Source organism: Simkania sp. (assembly GCF_965215465.1).
Classification (GTDB): domain Bacteria; phylum Chlamydiota; class Chlamydiia; order Chlamydiales; family Simkaniaceae; genus Simkania.
Genome location: NZ_OZ244056.1, coordinates 942,911 through 967,254, shown reverse-complemented (window position 1 = coordinate 967,254; position 24,344 = coordinate 942,911). Strand labels below are relative to the sequence as shown.

9 protein-coding genes are annotated in these 24,344 nt (G+C 42.8%); 2 read left to right on the top strand and 7 right to left on the bottom strand.

The features are described from left to right. Positions 1–5: 5 nt before the first annotated feature. Both ACOOFG_RS04410 and ACOOFG_RS04405 read right to left on the bottom strand, forming a co-directional pair. Complete coding sequence (locus ACOOFG_RS04410) at positions 6–11,258, bottom strand: hypothetical protein (protein ID WP_420422430.1); 11,253 nt, start codon at positions 11,256–11,258, stop codon at positions 6–8. A 176-nt stretch (positions 11,259–11,434) separates the two neighbouring features. Next, entirely contained in the window at positions 11,435–11,722 is a 288-nt protein-coding gene (locus ACOOFG_RS04405; protein WP_420422429.1) for a hypothetical protein, read from the bottom strand. 126 nt (positions 11,723–11,848) lie between these two features. On the opposite strand from ACOOFG_RS04405, the gene ACOOFG_RS04400 reads away from it, so the two are divergent. Further along, positions 11,849–13,063: an MFS transporter gene (locus tag ACOOFG_RS04400; protein ID WP_420422428.1), complete on the top strand. Its 1,215-nt coding sequence runs from the start codon at positions 11,849–11,851 to the stop codon at positions 13,061–13,063. 511 nt (positions 13,064–13,574) lie between these two features. Beyond that, a complete protein-coding gene (locus ACOOFG_RS04395; RefSeq protein WP_420422427.1) occupies positions 13,575–13,979 on the top strand; it encodes a type II CAAX prenyl endopeptidase Rce1 family protein in 405 nt (134 codons plus the stop codon). On the opposite strand, the gene ACOOFG_RS04390 is transcribed toward ACOOFG_RS04395, so the two are convergent. The 5 genes from ACOOFG_RS04390 to ACOOFG_RS04370 form a co-directional block, all read right to left on the bottom strand. Further along, a complete protein-coding gene (locus tag ACOOFG_RS04390; protein ID WP_420422426.1) occupies positions 13,969–14,505 on the bottom strand; it encodes a hypothetical protein in 537 nt (178 codons plus the stop codon). The genes ACOOFG_RS04395 and ACOOFG_RS04390 overlap by 11 nt on opposite strands. After that, entirely contained in the window at positions 14,502–16,496 is a 1,995-nt protein-coding gene (locus tag ACOOFG_RS04385; RefSeq protein WP_420422425.1) for a hypothetical protein, read from the bottom strand. Before ACOOFG_RS04385 ends, ACOOFG_RS04390 begins: the two co-directional genes overlap by 4 nt. A gap of 28 nt (positions 16,497–16,524) precedes the next feature. Next, complete coding sequence (locus tag ACOOFG_RS04380; RefSeq protein WP_420422424.1) at positions 16,525–17,724, bottom strand: amino acid permease; 1,200 nt, start codon at positions 17,722–17,724, stop codon at positions 16,525–16,527. 610 nt (positions 17,725–18,334) lie between these two features. Further along, positions 18,335–22,459: an autotransporter domain-containing protein gene (locus ACOOFG_RS04375; protein WP_420422423.1), complete on the bottom strand. Its 4,125-nt coding sequence runs from the start codon at positions 22,457–22,459 to the stop codon at positions 18,335–18,337. A 247-nt stretch (positions 22,460–22,706) separates the two neighbouring features. Further along, on the bottom strand, positions 22,707–24,338 hold the full coding sequence (locus ACOOFG_RS04370; protein ID WP_420422422.1) for an MFS transporter: 1,632 nt from the start codon (positions 24,336–24,338) through the stop codon (positions 22,707–22,709). Positions 24,339–24,344 lie beyond the last annotated feature (6 nt).

Genomic DNA, 24,344 nt, shown 5'->3' with positions numbered 1-24,344 from the left:
TATTGTTAAACGCGGATGCGCATGTCGAGAGGAACTCCAGCTGCCTTAAAGAAGGTCGTTTCGGCATCACTGCCCTGATAACATCCCACTCTACGCTCCTTATAAATCGTCTCTTCAAAAGCTCTTCTCATCTGGAAGGGACCTGTCGCTTCAATCCATGACTGAAGAGATTTCTGTTCTTCTTTCGTATAGGAGAGCTCGCCGCGTATTGCAAAATTGATCTGCATGATAGCTCTTTGAAAGCTCGAATTTTTCTCAATGGGATCTCCTTCAATCGATCGAGTCCCGAAATCATAAAGGGCTAACTGAATATTGGGGTGAGATTTTTTCTCAAGGCGCAACTTTTCAAGTTTATCTCTCCAGAACTTGATTTCATCTTTGTGTAAGAGTAGCACCTTCTGTTCCATCGTTCCAGATCGACTGTCTTGAATAACCAGAGCTTTGTATAGGGGCGTCTGTCTCTCACTAAACGGTTGGACAGCAGAAGCACGTCTGCCCCACATCCGATTATCTCTTTGCTGAGCAAAGTTCTCGGTAACATAAACCATTGATTCAAGTGAATCGGCCATAAAAGCAACTTCTTTTCTTAAGCTCACATAGTCTTGAAAGGAATAGATTGGAACATCACCAGAAAGGCTCCAAGCATTTGGCTTGCTGACTTTAAAGTAACTCTCAATATTGAAGGGATCTAAATCTGCTGGCCACTGGTATCCAACATGGGTTGTAGCGTTGCGGAGAGCTACCTTAGATGCAGGAGCTGCTTTTTGATTGACGTTGACGTGGGTATCAGTGTCAACTTCACTGTTTTGGTGAGCGCTACTTTCTTGCGCTTGGCTTTGAGATTGATGAGCATGTTGTCCCAAGAACCGGTCGTGGTCTAGAATGTCACTCCCTTTCTTATAAACATGTACCTTTCCTGTAGAGTGATCAAGGGGAACAGAATTTAATTCCTCTTTAAGAGTCTGTCTCTCTTCGGGAGAAAAATGCATACAGTTTGTGATCAGACCAATTAGGTCTTGACGTAACCCGCCTAATGCTACTTCAGGCTTTAACATCATATCAACATGGCCGTACATTTCAAATGGATCGACTTCTGTTTCAATGATGAATAAATCCTTGTTCTCTCGGTGAATGGCGATTGTTTTTTCGATTGTATCTGCAAAATCTCCTTTCACTCTGACTGCTCGACTCACAATATCACTCAAAATCTGGCTAGCTGCCAGTCGGTATTGGGGATCGAGTTTCTGCGTTTCATTTTTAATTGAGAGCAAAATAATATCTCGGATTGTCAGCGTTGAGTCCAAGCTCTTGCCAAGGATTTTGCAAGTTTTATGATGGGCTCTTTTTGTCATTACAATGGAGACTTGCTGCTTTCCTCGTCTAGCTTCTCGCATCCGATCGTAAGCTTGGGCTAAATCAGTGAGAGTAATATTTTCCCCAATTGTCAAAAATGCTTCGGCATCTTTAGCTTGCTTAATATCCGATCCAGTTGTTTGTGTATGAGTAAACAGAGAAATTCTCTTGCTTGGAGGAACAGTACTTTCACTTAGTAAAATTGTATGGCTACTTCCTTTTTCTGCGATGACAAGATTTTTATCTTTATCGTAAAAAACAACCCCTTGAAGCTCTGGGCGGTGTTCATTAATATATCTTTGAAATTCATCATTCACTTCTTCAGCACTCATGTTGTTACAAAGAGGATCAAGATCGATTAAAGCAAGTGCTTTCGGGTTAGTGTGGAAAAACCGATAAATTAATTCGCGTAGTGCTGGCTTCGGATCACTTTCTTCTAGAACATGAATGGATGCAGGGCCAATTTTCTTTTCCATGATGTGGACACTTTCTCCTTCTGTTCCTGCATGAGATAAGAGTTTTGTCCCCTGAGGATAACAACGCCAGTTTTTGGGCGTTCCTGTTCTAGAGTATTGCTTTTTCCCAAACATCGAGTGAAAGTTCGCAAAATTTGACGAGAGGAATCGCTGGTAAAATTTGATGGTTGGAGCAATGAATTGCTCTGCATAAAGGGTCAAGGCGCGATCACTTCGATTGAGTTTTTCCATGATTTTAGGAAGATCTTCTTCTTGCTTCGTATCAATTTGATAGCCTGGGCAGTGCAAAGCAAAGAATCGACCTGCACGTGTTTCTTGCTCATGTATCCCAAGCTGTTTTGATTCTTTCTTAGCTTGTAGATGTAAAAAATCAACAAGCTTCTCAAGTTGGGCTGAATCAAGACGTCTTTGGAATAACCGCATCAGTGTTTTGATGTAGCTAACGTCAGGACGCAAGTCTGTTGAGTCTTCAAGTGGGTCATCATTTCCATTTGCTGGTCTGCAGTATTCCCCATTTCCTTCTTTTGAGACGGTAAAGTCCACGTTCGTCAAACACTGAAGGGCATACTCTAAAAGAACTGTGACACATCCTTTTGCTTGGCCAATAGCTCTTTTATGGGGGCTATTTAAGACAAAAGCAGGAATCGAAGTTGCTTCGCCTTTCAAATACCTAACAAACTCAGATCGATGCTTTTCAGGTATTTGTAACATTTCTAATAGTGCAATCCTATGAGCCAAAGCTGACTTAATTTTTTCGCGATAGACTTCAGGCGGCAATTTTTCAGGCCTTTTAGATTTAAATGTGATTAAATCTTTAAAGTCTGGAGTTGTTACAAGAAGTAGCATCACTTCGTTCATCATTTTGACTTCTTCAGACTGAAGAGTTAAAGCGCTACCAAGTGGGTAATTTAAGATGTTACTTGTCGGATCATCAAGTTTATGCTTTTCATCAGAGTTTTCGACCCCTAGCACCGCAAAAAGTCGGAAAATATCTCGATAGTGCTTGAGACGCCTTTTCCACCCAGCATCCCCATAAGCACTTCGAAATATCCCATCTTCATCGAACATCTCTTCTAAATAGCGGAGTTCGAGAGCTTTCAGATCTTTTTGGCGAGCATTCATGTGTTCACCTAAATGAACCGCTCTTTGAAGTACTTGCTGTAATCCCCAGAGTTGGCGGGTCGTCCATTCCATAGAGCGATTGAAACGCAAAATACTTCCAACCTGTCCATAAGCTCTTTTCGTATTTTCAGTAAAAAATGAAAAGTTTGAAGGAGCTACAGGATCAATCACAATATTGAAGACCAAACTCTCTCCATCTGCAAAAACGCGGTCAGAAATAGGTAATAAAAAGGTTTTTCCCGTTCCCATGATCTGTTCTAAAACGAGCTTTTGATTGGAAGTCCAATGCTCGAGTAATAATCGGTCTAGCTGCTCACTTTGCTTCGCTGTTTGGTAGAGCATGAACTCTAGAGCCACTTCATAAGAGAGTTTAGCTCTCAAAACAAGTTCTGGTACGTTTTGACCTAAGTCATAGGCCGGGCGCCTCTTGAATTCCATTGCAATCGTTTCAAGGTTTTGAGTGTCTCCATCTTTAAGTTGATCAACAAGGTTGAAGAGCAAATTAAACCTTCTGCGGACAGTCAGATAGAGATAGAGTCTTTTCTTGATTTCCGGCCATTTATCGGCTCTTAACTCCGTTCGCTTAATGAATGCTTCATCATCACAGTGTGTGAAAAGTTCGTAAATTTTTTCAAAATTTAGCTGTTCTTCACCAAGCTTTTGTCGCTGCAGCTTTTTGACAATATGATCACCTTCTTCATGATCTATTGTCGTCTTTCCTCCTGCTACCAGTTTAATGATCTCTTCTTCTTCTCTTTCCAAATGCGCGGCAAAACCTTGGGTAAATTCACGAACGGTCCCAATAAATTTTTGGGGGTTTCTTCCTGGCTTGAGTTCAACTTGAAGCCGTCTTTCAGGATCCCGACGATAAAAGTCCGCTAACCCGCGATTCACATCGTCGAATGCTGCTTTTAATGTCTCATCATCTGAGGTCGTTTTAAAAACATCTACAGCGTTCCAACCTATGGGCAGAGGTTTCATTTCAGCATTGAAATAGTCATCAAAGAGTTGATCAAATGCCCTGTTGATTTGGGCATCCATTCTCTTCATATCGCTTACTACGCCGCTTTCTAACCCTTCTTTTCTTAAAGTACTACGTACACGAGAAGTGATAGATTCACTCAAATTCGTCTCTCTTTGGTTTTCTCGCTGAACACCTCGATGAACAGTCACTCCTCGTCCAACCCAAGGAAGAAAACTAAGTCCCCATGCAAACCACTCCCATTCTGGAAAGAGGGTTCCTACAACAACATCTCCAAATTGAGCTCCGACCCGAAGTCCCCGATGTAAAATCTGCCCATCTTCTTGACCCACTTCTCGTGCAAGAGAGATAAGCTCTTTTCCAAAGCGTGCAACACGCAGAGGATAAGGCAATAAAAATCCAGGAGTGTGGTGGAGGATCGTATCAAGTGTTTTCGGAACAACGCCGACCACTTTTGAAACCGCTCCTGAGCTTAGAATGCGCTTCGAGTAACGGGCTTTGCAGCAGACAGAAATGAGCTCATTATTGATAAATCTTTCAAATACCTTCCGCTCTTCTTCTGTTGCAATTAACCCTTTGAGCTGTCTTGCCCTAACTGTTGTTTCTAGTCGACTAGCTGATGGGAAATTATAGTAAGTTGAACCCGTGCTCACCACCTGCAGAATTTCGCGCTTCAAAGAGGCGTCAGATGTATCATTTCCATGCATGAGCTCCAATGATCGGAGAAGTTCTTGTCGTTTTCTGTTAAACAGATCTCGACTCATTCCCCAGCCACGTTCGTTCCTAGCTAGACGGTAATAGAGAGGAAAGTAGCGATTGAGTGTTGTTTGATTTAATTCCCAAATAGCTGTGGGAAGAGTGTCGAGTTCTGGGAAAACATCCACTTCATTGTAAAAACTACTCATTTCAAATGGACTAATCATGGATCTCAAAAAGGCACTACTTCTGGCTTGCTCTACAAGATGAATCACATTGCCTAAAGCTCCTTTGCCTTCACCTTCAAGCTTTTGATCGGGTCCTACCTTTGCTAAAACAGATTGAATCGTTTGCAAGACGAGTCCTCGGCTAAGTGAAGTGGTTTTAGATTCTTTATCTAACTGCAGACGCAACTCATGATAACGCTCTGAGACTTCTGGAGTGAACAAAAAGGAGTTTGCCAGATTATCCATTCCAACTTTCCTCCCTAGCTCCTGAAGAGCTTCAGGAAGTGTGTCCCCAACATACTTGAGATAAAACTGATGGTTTGTTTCTCTCATCCCTGTGAGAAGAAAAAGTTCTTGGTATTCATTGAGCGTCGGAGGAAAACCAGCTTTGACTCCGCTTAAATATTCAGAGTACTTAACCTGCATCAAAATCCATTGAAGCAATCGGGTCACTTCTGATGAGCTTTTGGGTAGGGTTGCCTTGCCCGTTTCTTCACTGTGCTGAATCAAGCGATTTTCAACCTGGATCGCTCCGAGACGGAGTGCCATTTCTCGTGAGACCCGATCCGTTGAACAAAGGAGCGGAAGATACATCAACTCAAAGATTTTGTAGATTGCCTTTGGGAAAGGATGTTTCCTTCCATAGTTTTCAAGTTCAGAAAAGTAACGCAAACTCGCTTCTCTATCCCCTTTAATGAAATTGAATAAAGCAAGATAGGCAAACCCCATTGGATCCGAAGTCGTCAAGTTTCCTTTGTCGTCTAAGTCAAAAGAGAGCAGTTCCCTTTGATTATCTATGATGTCTGGAGTGAAACTATTAATATATTGCTCTATTATAGGAGAAGTCTGGATCTTTCCGATGTTGCCGAGAATGAATTCAGACATGAGGGATTTCAGAGGTTTTGCAGTCATATAGACCTTTTTCTTCCCACGTGTATTTTCCATGAGAAGATATTGACCATATTTCAGTAAATGCTCATGCCTTTGAGTCTTCGAGATAAAATAACCCGTTGCATCCCCTAATGCCATCGCTCGCATTTGTCCCCCGTGCTCTCTGACTTCGAACCGGAGGCCTTTTTTGGGAAATTCGATAAACGCGAGTTGGTCAGGATTTGAAGCATGAGCATAAGCTTTAATCTCTTTTTCATCTTCAAACCAACTCAGAAGAGCTAAACCATGTGAATCTTGCGCAAGGTTGACTTCTCGAACTAAAACACCATCGATTAATTTTCGATTCCAACGGACCTCAAAAAAAGGATTCCCATCTGCATCCTTAGACTCCTTAACCGGACGTCTCCAAAGCGTCTTATCGTTCCTCATACATAGTAAGTGGCGTTTCCGCCCAAAGCGCGGACGTTCAAGCCAAAGTTCTTCTCCAAGAGGGAGGTCGAAGGCTTTGTCAGATTGGAGCAGTTCTTGGCGATCTCGAGGAAGAAATTCATAATCAACTCCAGAAAACTGTCGATAAATAGTGCAAGGAGTTTTCCCGTGATAGGTCCCTTTGGGAAACTCGATGATGACTTTTTTGCTCGGGAAACTAAAACTCCTTTCAGATAACCGAATTCCATTTCCTAGGTCTGGAACCACTTCTTCGGCCCTTTGCTTTGCAATTTCAAGGGAAATTGCATGAGCCGTTTGTGTTTTTTGTGTGAGATCAAGTGTGATTCTCCCATTTGAAAAAACGGGATAGGTTCCCTCCCAACTATCTTCTAACTCCACCATCGTGCTCATTCCCACGTCACGCAAAATGCTTTCAATCACATTTTTTCGTAGAGCAGGGTTTCCTTTGATTGCCTCTTTAATGTAAGGCTCCCATAGGAACAGGACTTCGTCAGCTTTGATCATGACATCAGGTTTTTGTGAAGAGCCAAAGCTTTTTGTCGGCACTGAGGTGTAGACAAGACGCGCGATATCCTCAATGGCTTGATTTCTCTCTTCTTCAAAAGCCTTCTGAGGATCTATCGATTCGTAAGTGAGGATAAGATGCTGATAGCTTAAAACGATCAAGTCGATTTCTTTATCGCGATGTTTCCAGATCCGTTTCTCAGGGGATAGATTTCTCAAATAGGGAATCAATCGATACCGAATGAAAGCGCGAAAATCTGGGAAAGTATCAACCGGAATAGGCCCCATAGCAAGACGAAGTTCTTGTCCAATTTTGGTTAAATAAAGACAAGTTTCGACGTCTTCTTGCTTTTCAAAATGCTCAAGTGTCTCTTTAAAAAACTCTCCCATTTTCTCAGGCAAATTAGATTTTCGCTTCATTTGGCATTGAAGCGCACCTAACCTGTTGATTAAAAGGTCGAACATAAATCTAAAACGCGGGTCCCGCAAACGACCTTTAGATCGATTAAAGAACCCTAAAACTTGCATCACCTGATCTTCTTTGTCACTGTTGATGAGCTCTAATAAACGGATTTCTTGAAGGGAAAGATCTTCAAAATCCAAGGGATTTTGTGCCATCACCTCATTCACAGAGCGATCTTTCAGACGTTGCAATAAAGCTTGATAATCAAAATTAAAATTTCGATTCCCTTCTCCACTCAAAGAGTGTTCAACACCTCTTCTTGTGATGCGATCTGCAATGCCGACGCGGTGCCTAGACTTAAAGTCAATGTTTGGCATCTCGCGCGTAAAACTTTGATTTCTAAGCACTCCACCTGTGCACGTATGAAAACAAGTTCTCACACGATCAAAAAGCCACCACGATTCATCTTGCCGTAAAGCAGGTGCTGTCTTGGCGCAAAACTCTATTTTCCCTACGCATTGACGAGCAAGGTAATCCATCTCTCGGAGCATGGAAAAAGCTTTAGGCAATGGGCGACCATCTCTTCCAATTGGATTGGAAAAAAGAGTCTTAAACTGCTCCCATTTTTCGGCCTTTAGGTCGACATCACATCCTCGTAGACGATGCTGAACTTGAGGATCTCTGAGCAGTTTTTGGTAATAGAGCCCTTCTTTAGAGTGGTTAAAGCCAAGATAAGATGCCTTTCCATCATTAGACATAAATGCAGGCGTATAAAACCTTTCTCCACGTCCGTCATAGTTAAAAAGGCAATCTTTTCGACGTCTATCTATTTCTTCTTCTGTGTAAACTTTCTCAATGTCAAATCCAAAGTAGCGCGCAGTATAAGTAAGCTGACGATATGTTTCATGTCGAATCACACGAGTCGCAGGGCTTTGCAGCCATACCCCTAAATCACATCCATTTCCCCGAAGCTCAAGTGGCAACTGGGCTTCATCCGACCGACGTGCCAAGTAATCCATAATTGCATAGGCTGTATACACTGTTGTGATCACTTCGGAATACTCTTCTGAAGAAAGATCCCGGACTTCATAATCTGCCATCGAACCGATCACTTGCTGAAGTAATGCCATCGTTTCAGTAGGATCTACTTCGTTCCACATTTCCGTTTCATTAGGAAGTTTCAAATTGCGAAATTGTCGATTAATATAGAGAAGTCGCTGGTACTTTCTGTCATCACCAGATCGTCCTAGCCCTTGATCTTGCCCAAGAACTGTTGCTTCTAAAACCCACTTTGAAAGCTCTTCCTTGAGGTTTTCTTTTGTCATAGGCATACGATAAGGACGAGGCAATTCACTTGTCGTTCCATAAGGAGAAACTTTTCTTCCAAGTCCAGGTCTAGCCGAAGAAACCCCTAGATCTGAAACAGTCGATTCAGGTTGTTTCTGTGGCTTAAGGCGAAGATGCCCTATTTCATTTTTTCCATAGGGGATTTTGTATGAAATTTCTCCAGAACGGGTCATCTTCTGGTTCCAATTTCTCGCCTGAAGAGAAAGCTGTGTTGCTTTTTCGCCACCAAGCAAAAGACGAACGAGGATTCGAACTACCACAAAGATGAGTCGTCTTTTGACATAGGATATCGCTTCTTTAAACAAACGATAAACCGCCCGAAGACTTTGGTAGATGGGGTCAGGGAGAACAGGTTTCAAGATACTTGGCCCAAAACATGCTATAAGTTTTGAAAGGGTTCCTACGCTCATGGAAGTGTAACTGACAATCGATGGAAAATAAGCCAAGATCAAAAATTCAATGATGCGGGAAGCTAAACTCACCTCGAAAATATCGGTCATGATTTTCGAAACCCCAACATATAAACGGACAAAATGGAACAGAGAAAGCCGGAAATTTCTCAGCTGATTGACCATTTTTTGCATCCCTTTCCAAGTGTAGAGATTGTCACTTGAGCGCTTAGATCGCATCGCATTCATTTCGTCTTCTGTCAATGTGGGGAGAAGATCTCTAAAAGCTAGATCAACCACTTCTTCGATATCTGCGCCATAAACGACCATGAGGGCTTCTTTGATAAGTGAAATGTGTGCAGGAGCCACTCCTATTGCCAATGTCAGGTTTTTAAGCATCTCTTGCAAATCGGGCGGAATCGTCACAGATGAAGCCGTTTTAGGAGCTGGCGTATCGATGTTAAGTGTTTGTTCGGCTTCCCAAATCGTTGCATAAAGGGCTTTGAGTTCATTTACAGATAATACTTTCTTCTGATAAAGCTCGATCCCTAGATTCGAAAGCTCAGAAATTGCCACGCGGAAACGCTCTGCTACCTGAGAATGTTGGTGGAGATAATTCGGATCATCGATGACATTCCCCCACATACGAATGAAAGCTTGTAATCGCACCTCATAGGCATATTTTTTCTCAAACTCATCCGATGGAGTTTCAGAGTGGTGTTTAAGAAAGTGAAGAAGGTATTTCCAAGCCCCTTCACCACGCAGCTCCTCTGAAGATATGAGAGTCTTTGCAGTCGGAGCCTCGGGATCCTTTTTCAATGAGGCAAGTAGTCCCTCATGAATGTGGTTAACAGTAAAACTATGCGTATCCTCCCACTCAGGTAAAGCTCGATAGGAAAGAAGCGTATAGAAAAAAGCCTCATCAAAATTCTCAAGGTCTATATCAGAATATTCAAGTGGTAAGATGATGCCTTGTTTCCCATCAACTTTCCCATCTGGATGTGCTTGCGCTGGCGCTCCTTGCGCAAAGAGGCGTAGTTTCATCTTGCCATTGGCTTGTTTTTCAAACTCAAACCAAACGGCTTCTTCTTCTCCTTTCGGAAGACCTAACGACCCTAAAATCGGCTTGGCAGCTGGTGGAAGATTTGCAGCAACAAGCTCATTCATGGATTCCATTTGAGCATCGATAATATGACGACTACTTTGAAGCGCATCCAAGAGAGATTCTTGAATCACTTTTTCAATTCCTTTCTCTTTTAGATTTGCCCAAATCTTTTCTCCCAACCTCTCGGAACCATCTGGAGTAGGAGGTCCGAAGAGAATTTCTTCTAAATCCTGCTTCAAACTACTTTTAATACCTGACAAAAGAGCTTCTGGCAGTACCGCTTCTGTCATTTGGCCTGTTTTATGGAGATAGCTTCGGATTCTCTCTTCAATTTTTTTCCGAAACCCAGGAGTTTCTTCTTTAGGACCCCAAATCGCGTTTTTGAGCTTTAAAGAAAGGCGCTGAATCACTTCATCAGAATTTTTTCCAATTAAAAGCTGGTGAAGATCACTTGGTAAAAACTCCGAAAAAATCGTATCGACCAGAGGGCACTCTAAAGCTCTTCCATTCCGAACCCCACCAAGCGTTACGTAAGAGCGGCCCGTTTCAAGCTCTCTCACATCCTGAGCCATCTGCTGAGCTAAACCCCTAAGAGTTTTCTTTTGTTCTGCATAAGGCGCTTCTTTAGCACCGCTCACTTGCAAGCGAAATTCGGCGTCCCTTCTAACTGCATCATCTAATGCCTTTAGATATGAGCTTCTCACAAGAGTTTCAGGCAAAAAGCTTTTGATAAAAGCGATGACTTTTGGCAAAGACTCTGCATGATAGGTTCCCATGCCATGAAAAACAGCATCGAAAACTTCTGTATCAATCGGTGCTGCTGAAGCGGACCCTCTTAACAAAGAGAGAGCTTTAAGCTCACCTTTGTCCGATAGAAACGTCGAAACATCAGAGACTGAAGACTGCGTTCGCATCTCTGCCAAAAGTCGACTAACATCTTGCGAAGGTTCTCTCTCAACTTCTTGTCGAGCCGGCCGGTCGCCACGAAGTGCCTGAAATCCCACTTCCATGGCTTTTTTCAAGCGGTAAGTATAGTAATGCTTCGAAAAATAGCGGTAAGCCCGCTTTCCTTCGGCTTCTATTCCTGAGGTTACAAAGTGAATCGCTCCCTTAATCCCTCCAAGAATCGCATAAAAATTGGAAAGAGCAAGGCTTTGATCCATTTCTTTCATCTTGTCTGGCCTCAAAACCGAAACATTTTTCGAAGGAAAAAGGGAAACCCCACTCTTCGAGCCCGTATGAGGTTGACTTTTACTCCCAGAAGAAAAAGGGGTAAACGAAGCAAGATAGTTTATGAAATCACTTACAGCCATAAAAATGGATATTCTACTTAATCTCGCGGCAAATTATCATTAACCACCCAATAAAATGCAATAGTAATTACATTTTAAAATAAAAAATAAATAATTAAATTTTTAAAAATTACAAAATAAAAAAGGAGGAAGAATCCTCCTTTTTAAATTGAAGTAAAAACGTTTAAGTCAAATAATTAGTACTGCCTCACCGGCAGTCGGGCAAGCGCAGCCCCATAAGATTGACTAAACGAGCGGCGTGCCTCAGCAAAAAGCTCCCTTAATGAAGCATTGCCCGTCTTTTGAATCACCTCATAGGTAGCCTTTCTCAAACGAGCTGAGACTTGTGCCATTTTCTTGACATCTCCTGGTGTCATAGCATGCCTGCTTGCCACCTCAAAAAGTTTCATAAAAGACTTTAAGACCTCTCCAAAAACATGGGCCTCACATTTTGTTGTCTTACTTACTGAAACTGGATGTACCATCAAACCTCCTCAAACTTTCGATCAGGGCTGACTGCCCCGTCGGACTCCAATATAGCGAAATACAACTTATTAATTAAGCTTAAAATAATATTTCGTATTATTATAATTTTATGTAATTAGTAAATTATGAAGGTTAAAATTTTATCTCTTTATTTTTTATACTTCCTCGACCTCATGGGGCTAGTTTTTGTCTATGTCGTCCTTTCTCCCCTCATTGTCAATTCCTCTACAATGCTCCCCGAAAGCACTTCTCTTGCAGCTCGAAACGTGATTGTTGGTCTCCTCTTTGCGACCTACCCCCTCGCCCAGTTTTTTGCAGCACCTATCTTGGGAGATCTTTCAGACCGTTTTGGCCGCCGTATCATTCTTCTCCTCTCTTCTTTTGGAACAGCTCTTTCCCTTGCTCTTTCTGGAATCTCGATCTTGACTCTGAACCTTCCTCTCCTTTTCATTAGCCGGTTCACTTCCGGCCTCTTTGCTGGAAACCTCACAGTTGCCCAAGCAACAGTGTCCGAGACCGTCTCTAGTGACCGCCAAGAACATTACATGTCTCTTTTTTCAGCTGTTGGTGGCATGTCCTGGACACTCGGACCGTTTATTGCAGCGTTTCTCTCGGACCGCTCTCTTGTCCCCTTCTTTGACTACGCCACGCCTTTTTGGTTTCTGACAATTTGTATGTTCCTCGCTTTCTTTCTCATTTACTGGAAAGTCTCTGAAACACGGACAGGACCCTCTAGCAAAAAACTCGAACTGCATAAAGTAGCCAGTAACCTTCTCTCGGTTTTCCGGATCCAATCGATCACCGTCCCCTTTATTGCTTCTCTCATTACGATCTTTGCCTGGATGATGTATCAAGGATTCTTAGCCCCTTATCTCATCGAAAAGTTTCATTTCACGGAAGAATGGGAAGGGTATGCCTACGCTGTCTCCTCTCTCTTTTGGATGTTTGGTGGATTTTTGACGGCCCACTTGCTCAAACGGACACCTGCGACCAAGCTCATCATGATTCCCTTAGTCCTTTCAGGAATAAGCGTTTTTTGTTACCTCTTCACCTTTCACTCCTATATTGTCTGGCCCTTGCTCGCAGTCGCGAACCTGACTCAAGCCATGGTCACAGCTTGCTTTTTTGGAATTTTTGCCCGGTTTGTCCCCCCCGAAAACCACGGAAAAATCTTTGGATCATGGAATGCAGGCTTTGCACTTGCTTCGACCCTTGGCCCTTTCCTCTCAGGGATCTTTGTCCGCTTCCAAATCAACCTACCCTATCTTCTAGCCTCTATCCTTATGGTAGCTACAGCTTTCTATTACATCGCATGGTTTAAGAAGAAAGCGACGCGTTAACTTCCACACAATTTTATTGATCGACCGACGGTCGATAGTCTAATATGTCCGCCTAAACAAAGGACACCTCTTATGAAGCCCAACTTTACTTACCATCCACTTATTTTCTATCTCATCACAACTTTGTTTTCGTTAGCTTGCATACCTCTTGTTGCCTACTTCAGTAACCGGGGGCAAAATGACAAAGTCACCCTACTTCTTTGCGCCACCTTATTTTTGCCCTGTCTCACAGCAATTGCCTTGACGTATTTCTCGGGCAATAAGGAAATGATTCATGATCTTTGGTCTCGACTGATCCTATTTAAAATTCCACCCATGTATCTTATGATCATCCTTTTGTTCATGCCCTGTCTCACACTTCTTGCCACATTGATCTCCTTAGCTTTCGGCTATTCTAGTGAGCAGTTTTTACTGGCTAAAACTTTCAGTGTCATGAAGGGATGGAGTCTCCTCGGAATAGTGATTCCATTGGCATTTGCCCCTTTGATTGAAGAGCTGGGTTGGCGCGGATATGGGGTCGATAGCCTTAGGTTCCCATTACAACCTTTTTCTGACCTCAGTCCTATTCGGAACCTTGTGGGCTCTTTGGCACTTACCTCTTTTCTTTGTCAAAGGGTATTACCAAAACCAGCTTTTGCAGTTAGGCCCTATCTATGTTTTGAATTTCTTCTTAAGCACTTTTGTCATAGCTTTCATCATGAATTGGATCTTCTATCAAACCGGGCGAAGTATTCCGGCTCTTATTTTATTCCATTCAATGATTAATCTTTCCGCAATATTATTCAGAACAGAGCCGATGACAAAATGCATTGCAACTGTGTTGCTCTGCATTGTCTTGGTCTTTGTAATCGTTCAAAACAAAGCCACTTTTTTTGAGAAACATTTCATTGTGAATCCGAAGAAGACTACCCTTTAACTTCTCGCTGAACGTATTGATTGGCTTCAGTGACAATCTCTTCATAACTTTTGCTTCCTTTAGCAACCTCTTCGAGAGGTTTAGCAAATGTTTCCATTTGATAGAGAATGGAACTGAGAATCATTTCGAGATTTGCCGGTAAAAACTCTTCACTCAAACTGGGGTAAATGTACCGATAATAGAGAAGATGGTCAGTTTCACTGAGCATGAAACCGGGAAGTAAGGTCACCTTATTGACAAGTGAAACCATACGCGCCGCTCCAGCTATGGCTTTCTCATCCACTTCAAACGGGAGGACGAGAAAAAAGTCGAGAAATCGAGGATGGGAGAGCTCATTGCGATGCGCTCCTTCTGGGAGAATTTGATCATACAAACGAACCTGGAGAGTGAGGTCTCGCATCTCTTCATCTCGGCCAATTGAGACAAAAAGTTGATCAAAGGGAGTTTCTTCTGATGCCCCTTCCAAATGGGTCTCAAAACCCGAGTCACTGAAAAAGTTTTGAATCGCAGTTAAGTGTAGTTTCACTTTCGGCCCTCCAATAAAAGTTGATACCGATGTTTAAGAAATTCTTCGGGATTTAACACAAAAGCTTCTCTTTTCTCAGAAGGAATCTCGAGGAAGTTCATAATTTCCACCATAGGGAGTTTGTCTTTTCCGCACCACTGAATTTTCCTTGCTAAATCCTGTAGAAACAGATTCCATTCTTCCTTGTCTCTATCGATCTTATCATCAATCTTTTGGAGCCAATTACGCTTCAGAAAAAAATGACTCACAGACAGGACCGTGACTAAGGCTAGTATCCCAATAACAGCAAAAGTAAGCCCTCCTGAAGCCACACCAGTAGCGATTAAAGCCGCAATCCCTAAAACACCTGCAACAACTAAAAAGGCGTTTGAGGCAAAACTGATCCAATGGTTGCGTTGGCTAATTTTTAACGCCTCTGCCTCAACTAAGTTCAACTGCGTCTCTATCACTGTCACATCATGCAAAAGGGCGTGATTGGGCATTTTCACATTGAGCTCATCTAGTTTCCTGGACCTTTCGGCTAAAAGCCCGATTTTTTTCTGATCATCTTGCAACCCCTTCAAATTCATTCCCATCCCTACTGTTCCCAAAACAACCCCAAGTCCTGCACCCGCAACCCCTACCCAGCCCAAGGCAGCAGCAGCTGTCGTCGTCGAAAACGAGGTGACAAGAGATTTAAGTATCGTGCCCACTCCACTTGCACCTGTCGCCAACTGGGAAGCTGTGACTGTCCCAAAGACAAACATCTGGGCTTTCATCCGAGTTTTTTCACCTTCCAGCTCGTCAATATTTAAACTTGCCTTTTCTTGTAGATCCGACCCCATGGCAAGTAAGCGGGTTCCCTGCTCTAATGTTTTTTGGGCTAGATCGACCTCTTCTTTTGAAGAATCCGCTAAAATCACTCTCTGAGCATTACTGCGCATGGCTTGCCCCTGACTCACCATGAGCTGAGCATGTTTGAAAATCTCCTTACACTCTCGCAAGTCTCGAGAAGCTTCTCGATGACGCCACATCGAATGACCCGTCTTGTAAATTGAAAATGCTGAAACGGGCAAAGCAAATCCGACAGATAACAATCCCGCACTGGCCCCCAACGCTTGAGAAGGAGTTTGGCTCGTCACTTTGGAAGTCGCTGCAAGTGAAAGGGACAGCTTTGCAATGGCATTGGGGTTGGAAATCAACTTTTTTGTGAATAGTTTCTCCAGGACTTTTTCGATTGTCGAACGTTCAGGTCTTAAACGGGAATGCACCCGATCTAAAATTTCCTGATTTTTGAGGTCTTCATAGGAGCGCACCTCTTGCGAGGCTAAAAAAAAGAGGCTGATCTTATCGCTGAAGACATGCTTGAGCTCAGTAAATGCCAAGAGCAGGTCTTCTTTTGTTTCGAGAATCCTCCCTTTTTTTAGGGTCATTTGGATGTCACCACGAGTAGAAATCGGTTCTTGCAAAATCTTATCCAGCTCATCCATTGTTTGGCGGTAAATCTCAATGAACTCTTTAAAGCGGTTGGGGTCAAACTTTTCACGAAGTTGATCGATAAATTCGTTCTTACCTTGCTTAGCTTCAATTGATAGATCTTTTAAAAAGGCGATCTCTTCCCACAGATATTTCGTTAAAAGACGTGCGCGTGCTTTGGTGAATTTTTTTGCTGTCAGGTCTTGGACACCATCAAGAAGCCCCATCAAGTGCTCAAAGTGTTCACTCAGCTCTGATTTTTCTGTTTCTGAAAGATCCGGAGCAATTTGGCACGATTGAATGGTCTTTTCAAAATGAGCTAAAGCCTTTCTCAGAGCATCTTCTTCATGATGAAATGCTTTTGCTAAATGCGCTCCACTGTTTCGATGCCATTGATCGAGATCTGGCGCTTCTTCTAACTTTCTGTCAGCTGCGTCCAGGAGCTTCGAAACGGACTCATGAAACGAGTCCGTTTCTTTCTTTAAGTCGTGGCGACTACGAATCATGCGGGGCTGAGGCGAAACCGGAATATCCATACTTCGCCTTGTACCTGATCATTAATTATTAGACCAGTTGAGCGACCTCTAATGCAATGACTAAAAAAGCATAGAGCCCAAGTAGTGTGAGTAAGTACCGATTCCTTAAAACCTTTAAGTCGGTCTTGAGCTTCCAAACATACTTTCCAGACCACATAAGACCAATCGGCAAAAGCCCATTTAGAAAGGCTTCGCCAAAGCCACCTGCGACACCAAGCGCAGTGCCAAAAACCCCTGGATTTAAGGCAGCCAAAATAAACGGAGGAGTGAACGTTAGGACTGTGAGTCCAATCCGCTTCCACCCTTTACGATGAGGAACGCGAAACCCGTCTCCCAAAAAGTCAACCATTGAAAAGGCTACCCCAAGAACTGAGGTCACGATGGCAAAAAACGCAAAGAAACGCCCGACAGCAACAAAGTAGGCTTCGCCTGTAATCGACTGAAAAGCTGCAGTCACAGGAGTCCCTGCTTGCAGGGTTTCTGCAATCACCTCTTTTGGAACAGCTCCGATAATCAGCCATTGCCAGACAATGTAAACACAAAGAGGCAAGATCGATCCCCAAAAGATAGAAATGCGCAATGCCCTTCGATCTCGCTTTAAATAAGTACACAAGGAAGGGATCACATTGTGAAACCCAAAGGCACTAAATAAAACGGGCATGGCAAACATCATCTCTGGCCAATTTTTATAGGACAGCTGCTCGATTTTGACTTCCGAGCCACCACTTCCAATCAAAACGAGCCATGAGCCGATCATCGCTACACTCATGATGATATTGACCCGGTCGATCGACTTGGGGCCAAAGGCCACAATTGTCCCGAAAATAATCCCAAAAACGAGAAACATCTCCCATCCTGAAAATGTAAGCCCAACCATCCTCAAGGCATCCGCTAAAAGAGGCGCTCCAGCAGCAAAGTAAGCCACCATGAGACAATAATAGAGAAAGATAAACATTCCTCCAGATAGCAAACGTCCTCCTCTGCCAAAAAAACGTCCTGACATGGAGAGAACATTACTTCCATCTGGCATCCAGAGTGTCACCTCTAAAAAGAGAAGACCTGTTGCATACATAAAGAGCCACACGACCAGTGTAACGAAGATTCCGGGGATAAAACCTGACACCCCTGTCACGAGGGGGATCCCCAGCATTCCGGCCCCGACCATGGTACCGGCGATTAAAAATGTGCCGCTTAAAATGCGGGAAAAACTGACTTGACGATTCATCATTCACCTTTAAACCCAAATGACGACCTATGCACAATCATTTGGGTTTTAAATTAAAACATAATTAAAAAAAAACTGAGACAAAAAAATACGTGCGCCCTAATGGGCATGGTGGAAAGACGAATGGATGTGTAAGGAACGAAAATTTCTCAACATAAATCAAACCTTCAGTTAACCTGCATATTACCAAAAGGTTGAGTTAATGGCAACACTCCAGATAAAAGTCACCCCAAAAGCTGGGAAAATGAAATCCTCAAGGTCTATCTCACCGCAGCAACCCAAGTACAGCATTTCTAACCCCTTCAAAGCTTTCATCTTCACCATTATCGGTACATTTACCCCAGTTTGAGTGAAGGATTTTTACCGGCAAATCTCGAAATGATTCTCAGTTCCATTCTATATCAAATAGAAATGTTTGCTAAACCTCTCGAAGAATTTGCTAAAGGAAGTAAAAGTTATGAAAAGATTGTCACTGAAGCCAATCAATACGTTCAGCGAGAAGTTAACGAGTAGTTTTCTTCGGATTCACAATGAAACGTTCCCCCGTTTTTTTAAGTAAACACTCTCAATCCATGAAGAGGGCTGTCACCTAAATGATGGCAGCCCTCTTTTCTTAAAACCCGAAGCCCAACTGTAGGTTCACTTGATGATCTTGGAATTTTGAATTGAACTGGCCTGTGTAGAATAGAGAAAGCGAGCACTTATCATGGTACATCCAGGTTGTAAAGCCTGCTTGCACTCCTGCTAATGTGCGAGAGGGTTTCATTCCATAGACTGTAAAGTAAAGCGACTCGTTTGCTTTCATCTTTGCTCGATATTTACTCGCAATAAATCGCTCTTCACGAATCAACTCTAGCTGAACAGATGGAATGAATTTAACTTGTGGCCAAGTGTAGCATTTCGCAAGGGTGAATCCTAAAGATAAGCGCAAGAGATCGGCATCACTTGAATTAACTTTAAGATCTATACAGCCAGCGCCAGACTCTTTAAAACTTCCTTGATGAAGATAGTAGTATTCAATTCCTCCAAAAGGAGAGATATCAACCCCACCCCCATGGAAAAAGGCTCCGCCGTTTAGAGCAACACCCACTTCACCTCCACCAAAGCTTCCCTTGGCATGCCGTTTAATTTGAATTCCTCCCTGTCCAGTTGTGGATAAGGTGATCGTCCGTTTTTCATCATAATCATTATAAGCCCCCATCAAGGTGCCATTTGCAAAGAACCTTTCGTTGAACCAACTAGAGTATAAAAGTCCATAGACTCCTTGAATAGAACCATCACCTACAGAAGATCCCCAATCGACATCACTATAGGAGTAACCACTTCCAACACCAATCGCAACATTTTGGGGAAGGATGTATTCTGCACCAATGATTACACCACCGGTTTTGGCGTGATAACTTGGTTCACTGTTATGTGAGTCCTGATGTAAAAAATCTCCCCAACCATCACCCCAAAGATGCCACTTTCCCCGTTCTATATCACGAATACAATTGGATTGATAAAGGGATTGAGCCCGTAACGAGACAGTCTGACTTACAAGCACACTATTATTTTCTTGAACAAGCGCTAAGCCTTTGAGGTGGGAGGGTTGCAGTTGAAGTAATTCATCATTGAGCTGCTCGCAACTCGTGGCGAGTGTTAAAAGTTGCACAATTTGACAACAATCATTTGAGTCACAGGTTTGTGGGCTATTGTCTAAATATCCAGCAACAGCCTTCGCATTACTAGATAATGAGCCGCAAGAGAGAAATGGAAGAATCTGTCTACCTAAGTAGATATTGTAGGGAGGAGCAGGGGGATCAAAAGAGGGATATTGGAAAAGCTCATACCGAATCAAGGGAAAAGGAGATGTCACTTGTCCCTCAAATAAATCAACTGCAGGGTTAGCACTTTGTGCGCTCATGATGAGATAAAAACTAAACGGGTCGTAGATACCGGGTTGCTCAGTCACCGAAACAAATGCATTAGGATTAATGTTTAGGGTATTAGTGACAATTGTTAGGGAGCTATTTGTTGGGTCAATTTCAACGGCATAAGTTCCGCCGGAGTTGAATGTATAGTCTTCAATGGTAATCGTTCCAATCGAGTTACCTGCTGAACCAATGCCACCGTCTTTTATCGTAGCACTTCCACTAATCACTCCTTCACCTTTAAGGATGGCCCCACTTTCTATAGATATGTGTGCTGGGACCCCAGGGGCTGGCGTATTGATAAACAGCGTTCCATCATGGGCAACGACCTGTCCATTATATGTCACTGGAGAAACGACATTTAAAGAACCAGCACCTGTTTTGTTGAATATCACTCCCCCTCCTAATGGATCACCTATAGTAGAATTAGCTAACGTTATAAGTTGATTGGGTGCAATATCAATTGTTCCTCCACCAGCCAAAATACATACGTCACGTGTGATCGTTCTTGTATCTTGAAGGGCAATCGTTCCACCATTAAATCCGATTCCAGAGGTTCCAGCCCCAAACAGAGCTTGATTATCAATCATAACTAGGCCATCATTTACCAAAATTACTCCAGGAAAAGAACTAATATCTTTAAATGTTAGTGTACCTGTGCCATTTTTTGTGACCATCCCATTAATATTGACGCCCTCAAGAGTTTGCTTTCCAGGGCCTGTAACGGTCAGGTTTCCAGTTCCTGTCATCATGCCTGAGAAAGTAGCATCCGTATTGCTAAATGTATCGATTATTAAATCGCTGCTATTTAATTTAACAACACTTGAATTATCGCCTAGTGGTAAAGAAGTTAAAGAAGCGATCGTTAAGGACGATGTTAGATTATTTAGCAATAAAGAAGTGGTTTCTAATATAACATCACTTTGATCAACCGTAGAGTTTCCCTCAAATACAATCCCCTCAATATTAGGAACTGCTTGTTGATTAATTGCATGAAGAATAGGGCTTCCCGTAATTGAAGTATCGCGAAAGTACATTTGAGATGCCGGGAAGGAGATATTTGTTGATGTAATTGTTCCACTATTTGTAGCAGTGATCGTTGAGCCTGTTCCCATCGCAAAAGCGATGTTTCCTAGTGGCATGGAGCTGCTTCCGTCGATTACGATTTGCCCACTAATTTGTCCACTTGCCGGTAAATTCGAAATCTCTCCGGTATTTGTTGCAGCAATGTGGCTTTGCGTTCCAAAATCTAGAGAAACCGTTCCACCATTTGCATTGAATACCATTTGCCCTGAATTTTGGTAACCAGCTAAACGACCATAATTATCTAGTACTAAGTTTGTTGAATTTCCGCTGGTAAAAGGGGAATGCACAGCTCCATTGCCATCAAAGACGATTTGACCTGCATCACGGTCTCCAGTGGATTCAATCATCCCAGAAGTATCATTTGTCAGCGTAAGATCAGCTTGGTTTCCTAATCGAAAAGAATGATTTCCCCCCCCGGAAAATCCATAAAACCCGAGCTGCGCACCATTCTGAACACCAGAAATCGTTCCTTTATTGTTAAGCATTAGATTTGCATTGTTTCCGATATCAAAATCGACTAAACTTGTGCCAAAGAAACCAATAAGTGCTAGCTGGCCAGCATCAGAGCCTGCAGAAATCGTCCCATTATTGGAAAAACTTAGAAGAGCGTTATCCAACGCCCTAAAACTCAATGTTGCAGAATCTGCTAGGAAAGATAGCTGTCCTCCGTAAAAGTTACCAGAGATTGTAGAATCATTTTCAAATATGAATTGAGCGCTATTTCCGACTTGGAAGTTGACAGAGCCTTGGAAAACATCCATTTCCGCTTGACTTGCCATTAAGAAAGTGTCTGTAATTATTCCTGTATTAGAAAATGTAAAGGTCGCATGATCCAATGCTACAAAATCAACAACACCACTTGACCCACCTACTGATAGTTGTGTAGAATATATGTCTCCAGTAAGCATGCCTTCATTGGAAAAGCTAAAATTAGCAGCATTTCCAACATGGAAATCTACTACGCCAGTTGGCGACCCGACAGTTATTATCATTTGGTTAGCTGAAGAACGAGCAGACGAAATAGTCCCAGTATTGGTAAAAGTAAAAGTTACATTATCTGGCGCATTGAATTCAGTGAAGCCCCCACCCGGAGGCGCAGCTTGGACTAATTGCCCAATAATAATGCCATCAATGGAGCCCCCTTGTGTAAACGTAAAATCAGTATGCGCTCCAACATGAAAAGATCCTCGTACTTGCATTTGCCCCCTGTAAGTGCCAGAATTTAGTGACCCCATGTTGGTCAAATTAAAAGATGTGCCATCCTCACAACTCACATTAGTACCGGGGTCTATGTAGATTTGGCTATCTCCCACTCCATCGATCGTACCATTATTTAATGCCGTTATCTTAGAGCTTTCCAATGATGCAGGGGTAGCATTACCAAAACCAAAAAATAATTGACCTTGGATAGGAGATTGATTATTTACAAGATTGATCGTTGGATTTACGTTCGTTCCCGTAATTCCTGCATCTGTAATCTCTAAAGTGGAATTGAATGTAAAGGAAAAGGAAGATGCATCGTTTGGGAAATTGAGCTCACCGATGGTAAAAGGGGTTGTTGTCGTAGGAGTAGATGAAACTGCTGTTGCACTATTAAAGGGGATCGTTGCGGGCGACCAATTGCTAGCAGTCTGGAGATCAGAAGAGTCTCCTCCTACCCAATTTGCATCGACCCCCCATATTTGGGAAGCATAAAAAAAGAAAAAAAAGATATATAAATAATTCTTTCGAAAAAACATGGGGCGCCTTTTTTTTTTCACATTCAATACTTAACCATTACCCTAATACCCTCCTTAATACCAAGAAAATTGAGATGTATACCCAAAAATTCAAAATTTCACTTTACAAAGACTCTGATTGGATTAAATCGATCCCTTACTTTTGATCAAAGTTCATTTTTTGGATCCAATTCCGATACCAACCTCAAAGGTCGCCACAAACTCGTCGAGATCGAGGGAGAAACGCTCTCATCTCTCCAACAAAAGCTCAGCTGACTTTCCCTTCTTGGATCCGGGCTCGGATCATAAAAAAGCAAATCACAATTGAAATGACGGTGACAATCCACCCCATAAGCCAAAAAGCATCATTTATGGATAAGATCTTTGCCTGCACGGAAGCATACTCAGTTAGCTGATCCATGCTTCTAAATGTTGCCGCCTCAGTAAATCCTTCCTTTCCAAAAGCCCCAACTGCAGGAATGGATCCCGCATTGTCGACTAAAAAAACGCGGCTGTCTTGCAAGTGATTTTCTAAGGCAGGAGAGTTCGGCTGCATTTGCTCCCCGAATCGCAAAAGGTGGAAGGGATAGCGAAAGTAACCAATAAATTCCATGATCGTGGGCCCTAAAGAACCTCCCATTTGTCGAAAGAGTGTCACAAGCACAGCTGCTTGGCCAATATCCTCAGGTCGAATCCTCTTTAACGCAAGAGCTGTTAAAGGTCCTAAGGCAAGACCTATCCCCGTTCCATGAAAAATCTGCATCCAAATAAACCGCGTATGATCACTTTGAATGGTGATGCTATGCATTGTGAAGCAACAAACAGATGTGATCACCATCCCGAGCATCGCAAGAATACGAATGCCAACCTTTTGACTCAAAAGTCCACTCAACGCCCCAAAAATCCCGATACTCACCCCAAAAGGCACTTGCACTAATGCTGTCCGGTACTTGGAATAAAGAAGCCCCTGTTCAAAAATCGACGTTAAACTCATTGTCAGAGAAAAAAAAGTCACCGCAATCACAAAAATCGCAATGTTTCCGAGAACAAACGGGCGAATCGAAAACAATTTCAAGTTCAATAGGGGTGACTTGACGCGATTTTCCCACCAAATAAGCCCGACTAAAGAGACGAAAAATATCACCGACGTCGAAAGTGCAAGAGTCGAAGTAAACCCATCTGTATTCCATGGAGCTTTAACATTCGGAATCCATGTGACAAGAGACCCCACTAGCCCTGCATAAAAAAGGGTTCCGATAAAATCATAGCGACCAGCATTTTTCCTTTCAGTTTCAGGGACAAAAAGCCACGTCACAATAAAAATAATCGGTGTAAATGCAAAAAGCAGATAGAAAATCCAGCGCCAACTATAAAACTCTCCAAAATATCCACCTATAAACGTCCCTCCCCCTGTCCCCACTCCAAATGCAAGTGCAACGTAGATGGCAACAGCCACTGTCTGTTTCGACTTGGGAAATACGTGATCAATGAGCGTTAATGAAGCGGGGAAAATTGCCCCAGCCCCCACCGCTGTAAGAGAGCGAAACAGTAACATCACCCAGTAATTGCTTGTCATCCCCACAATGAGATTCGGAATAAAAAAAATCACTAAGCCGACAAAAAAGATCGTTTTGTAACCAAAGCGAATGGAACACCAATTTGCAATCGGCACCATACATGCTGTCATAAAGAAGTAGAGAATCGTGAGCCACATGTCCTTTTGATCGCCAACAACGAGCGTCCCCTGCATCGACGAACCGGCAACAATTCCAGCAAACCCGGCACCAATGGAACAAAAACTTGCAAAGACCATGACAGCCAAAACAATCCATGGAATGCATGGGTTACATGGATTGAGAACGCGCGGTTTATCCCAACTGAGTCGGTGTTTGAGTGCCATAGGAAG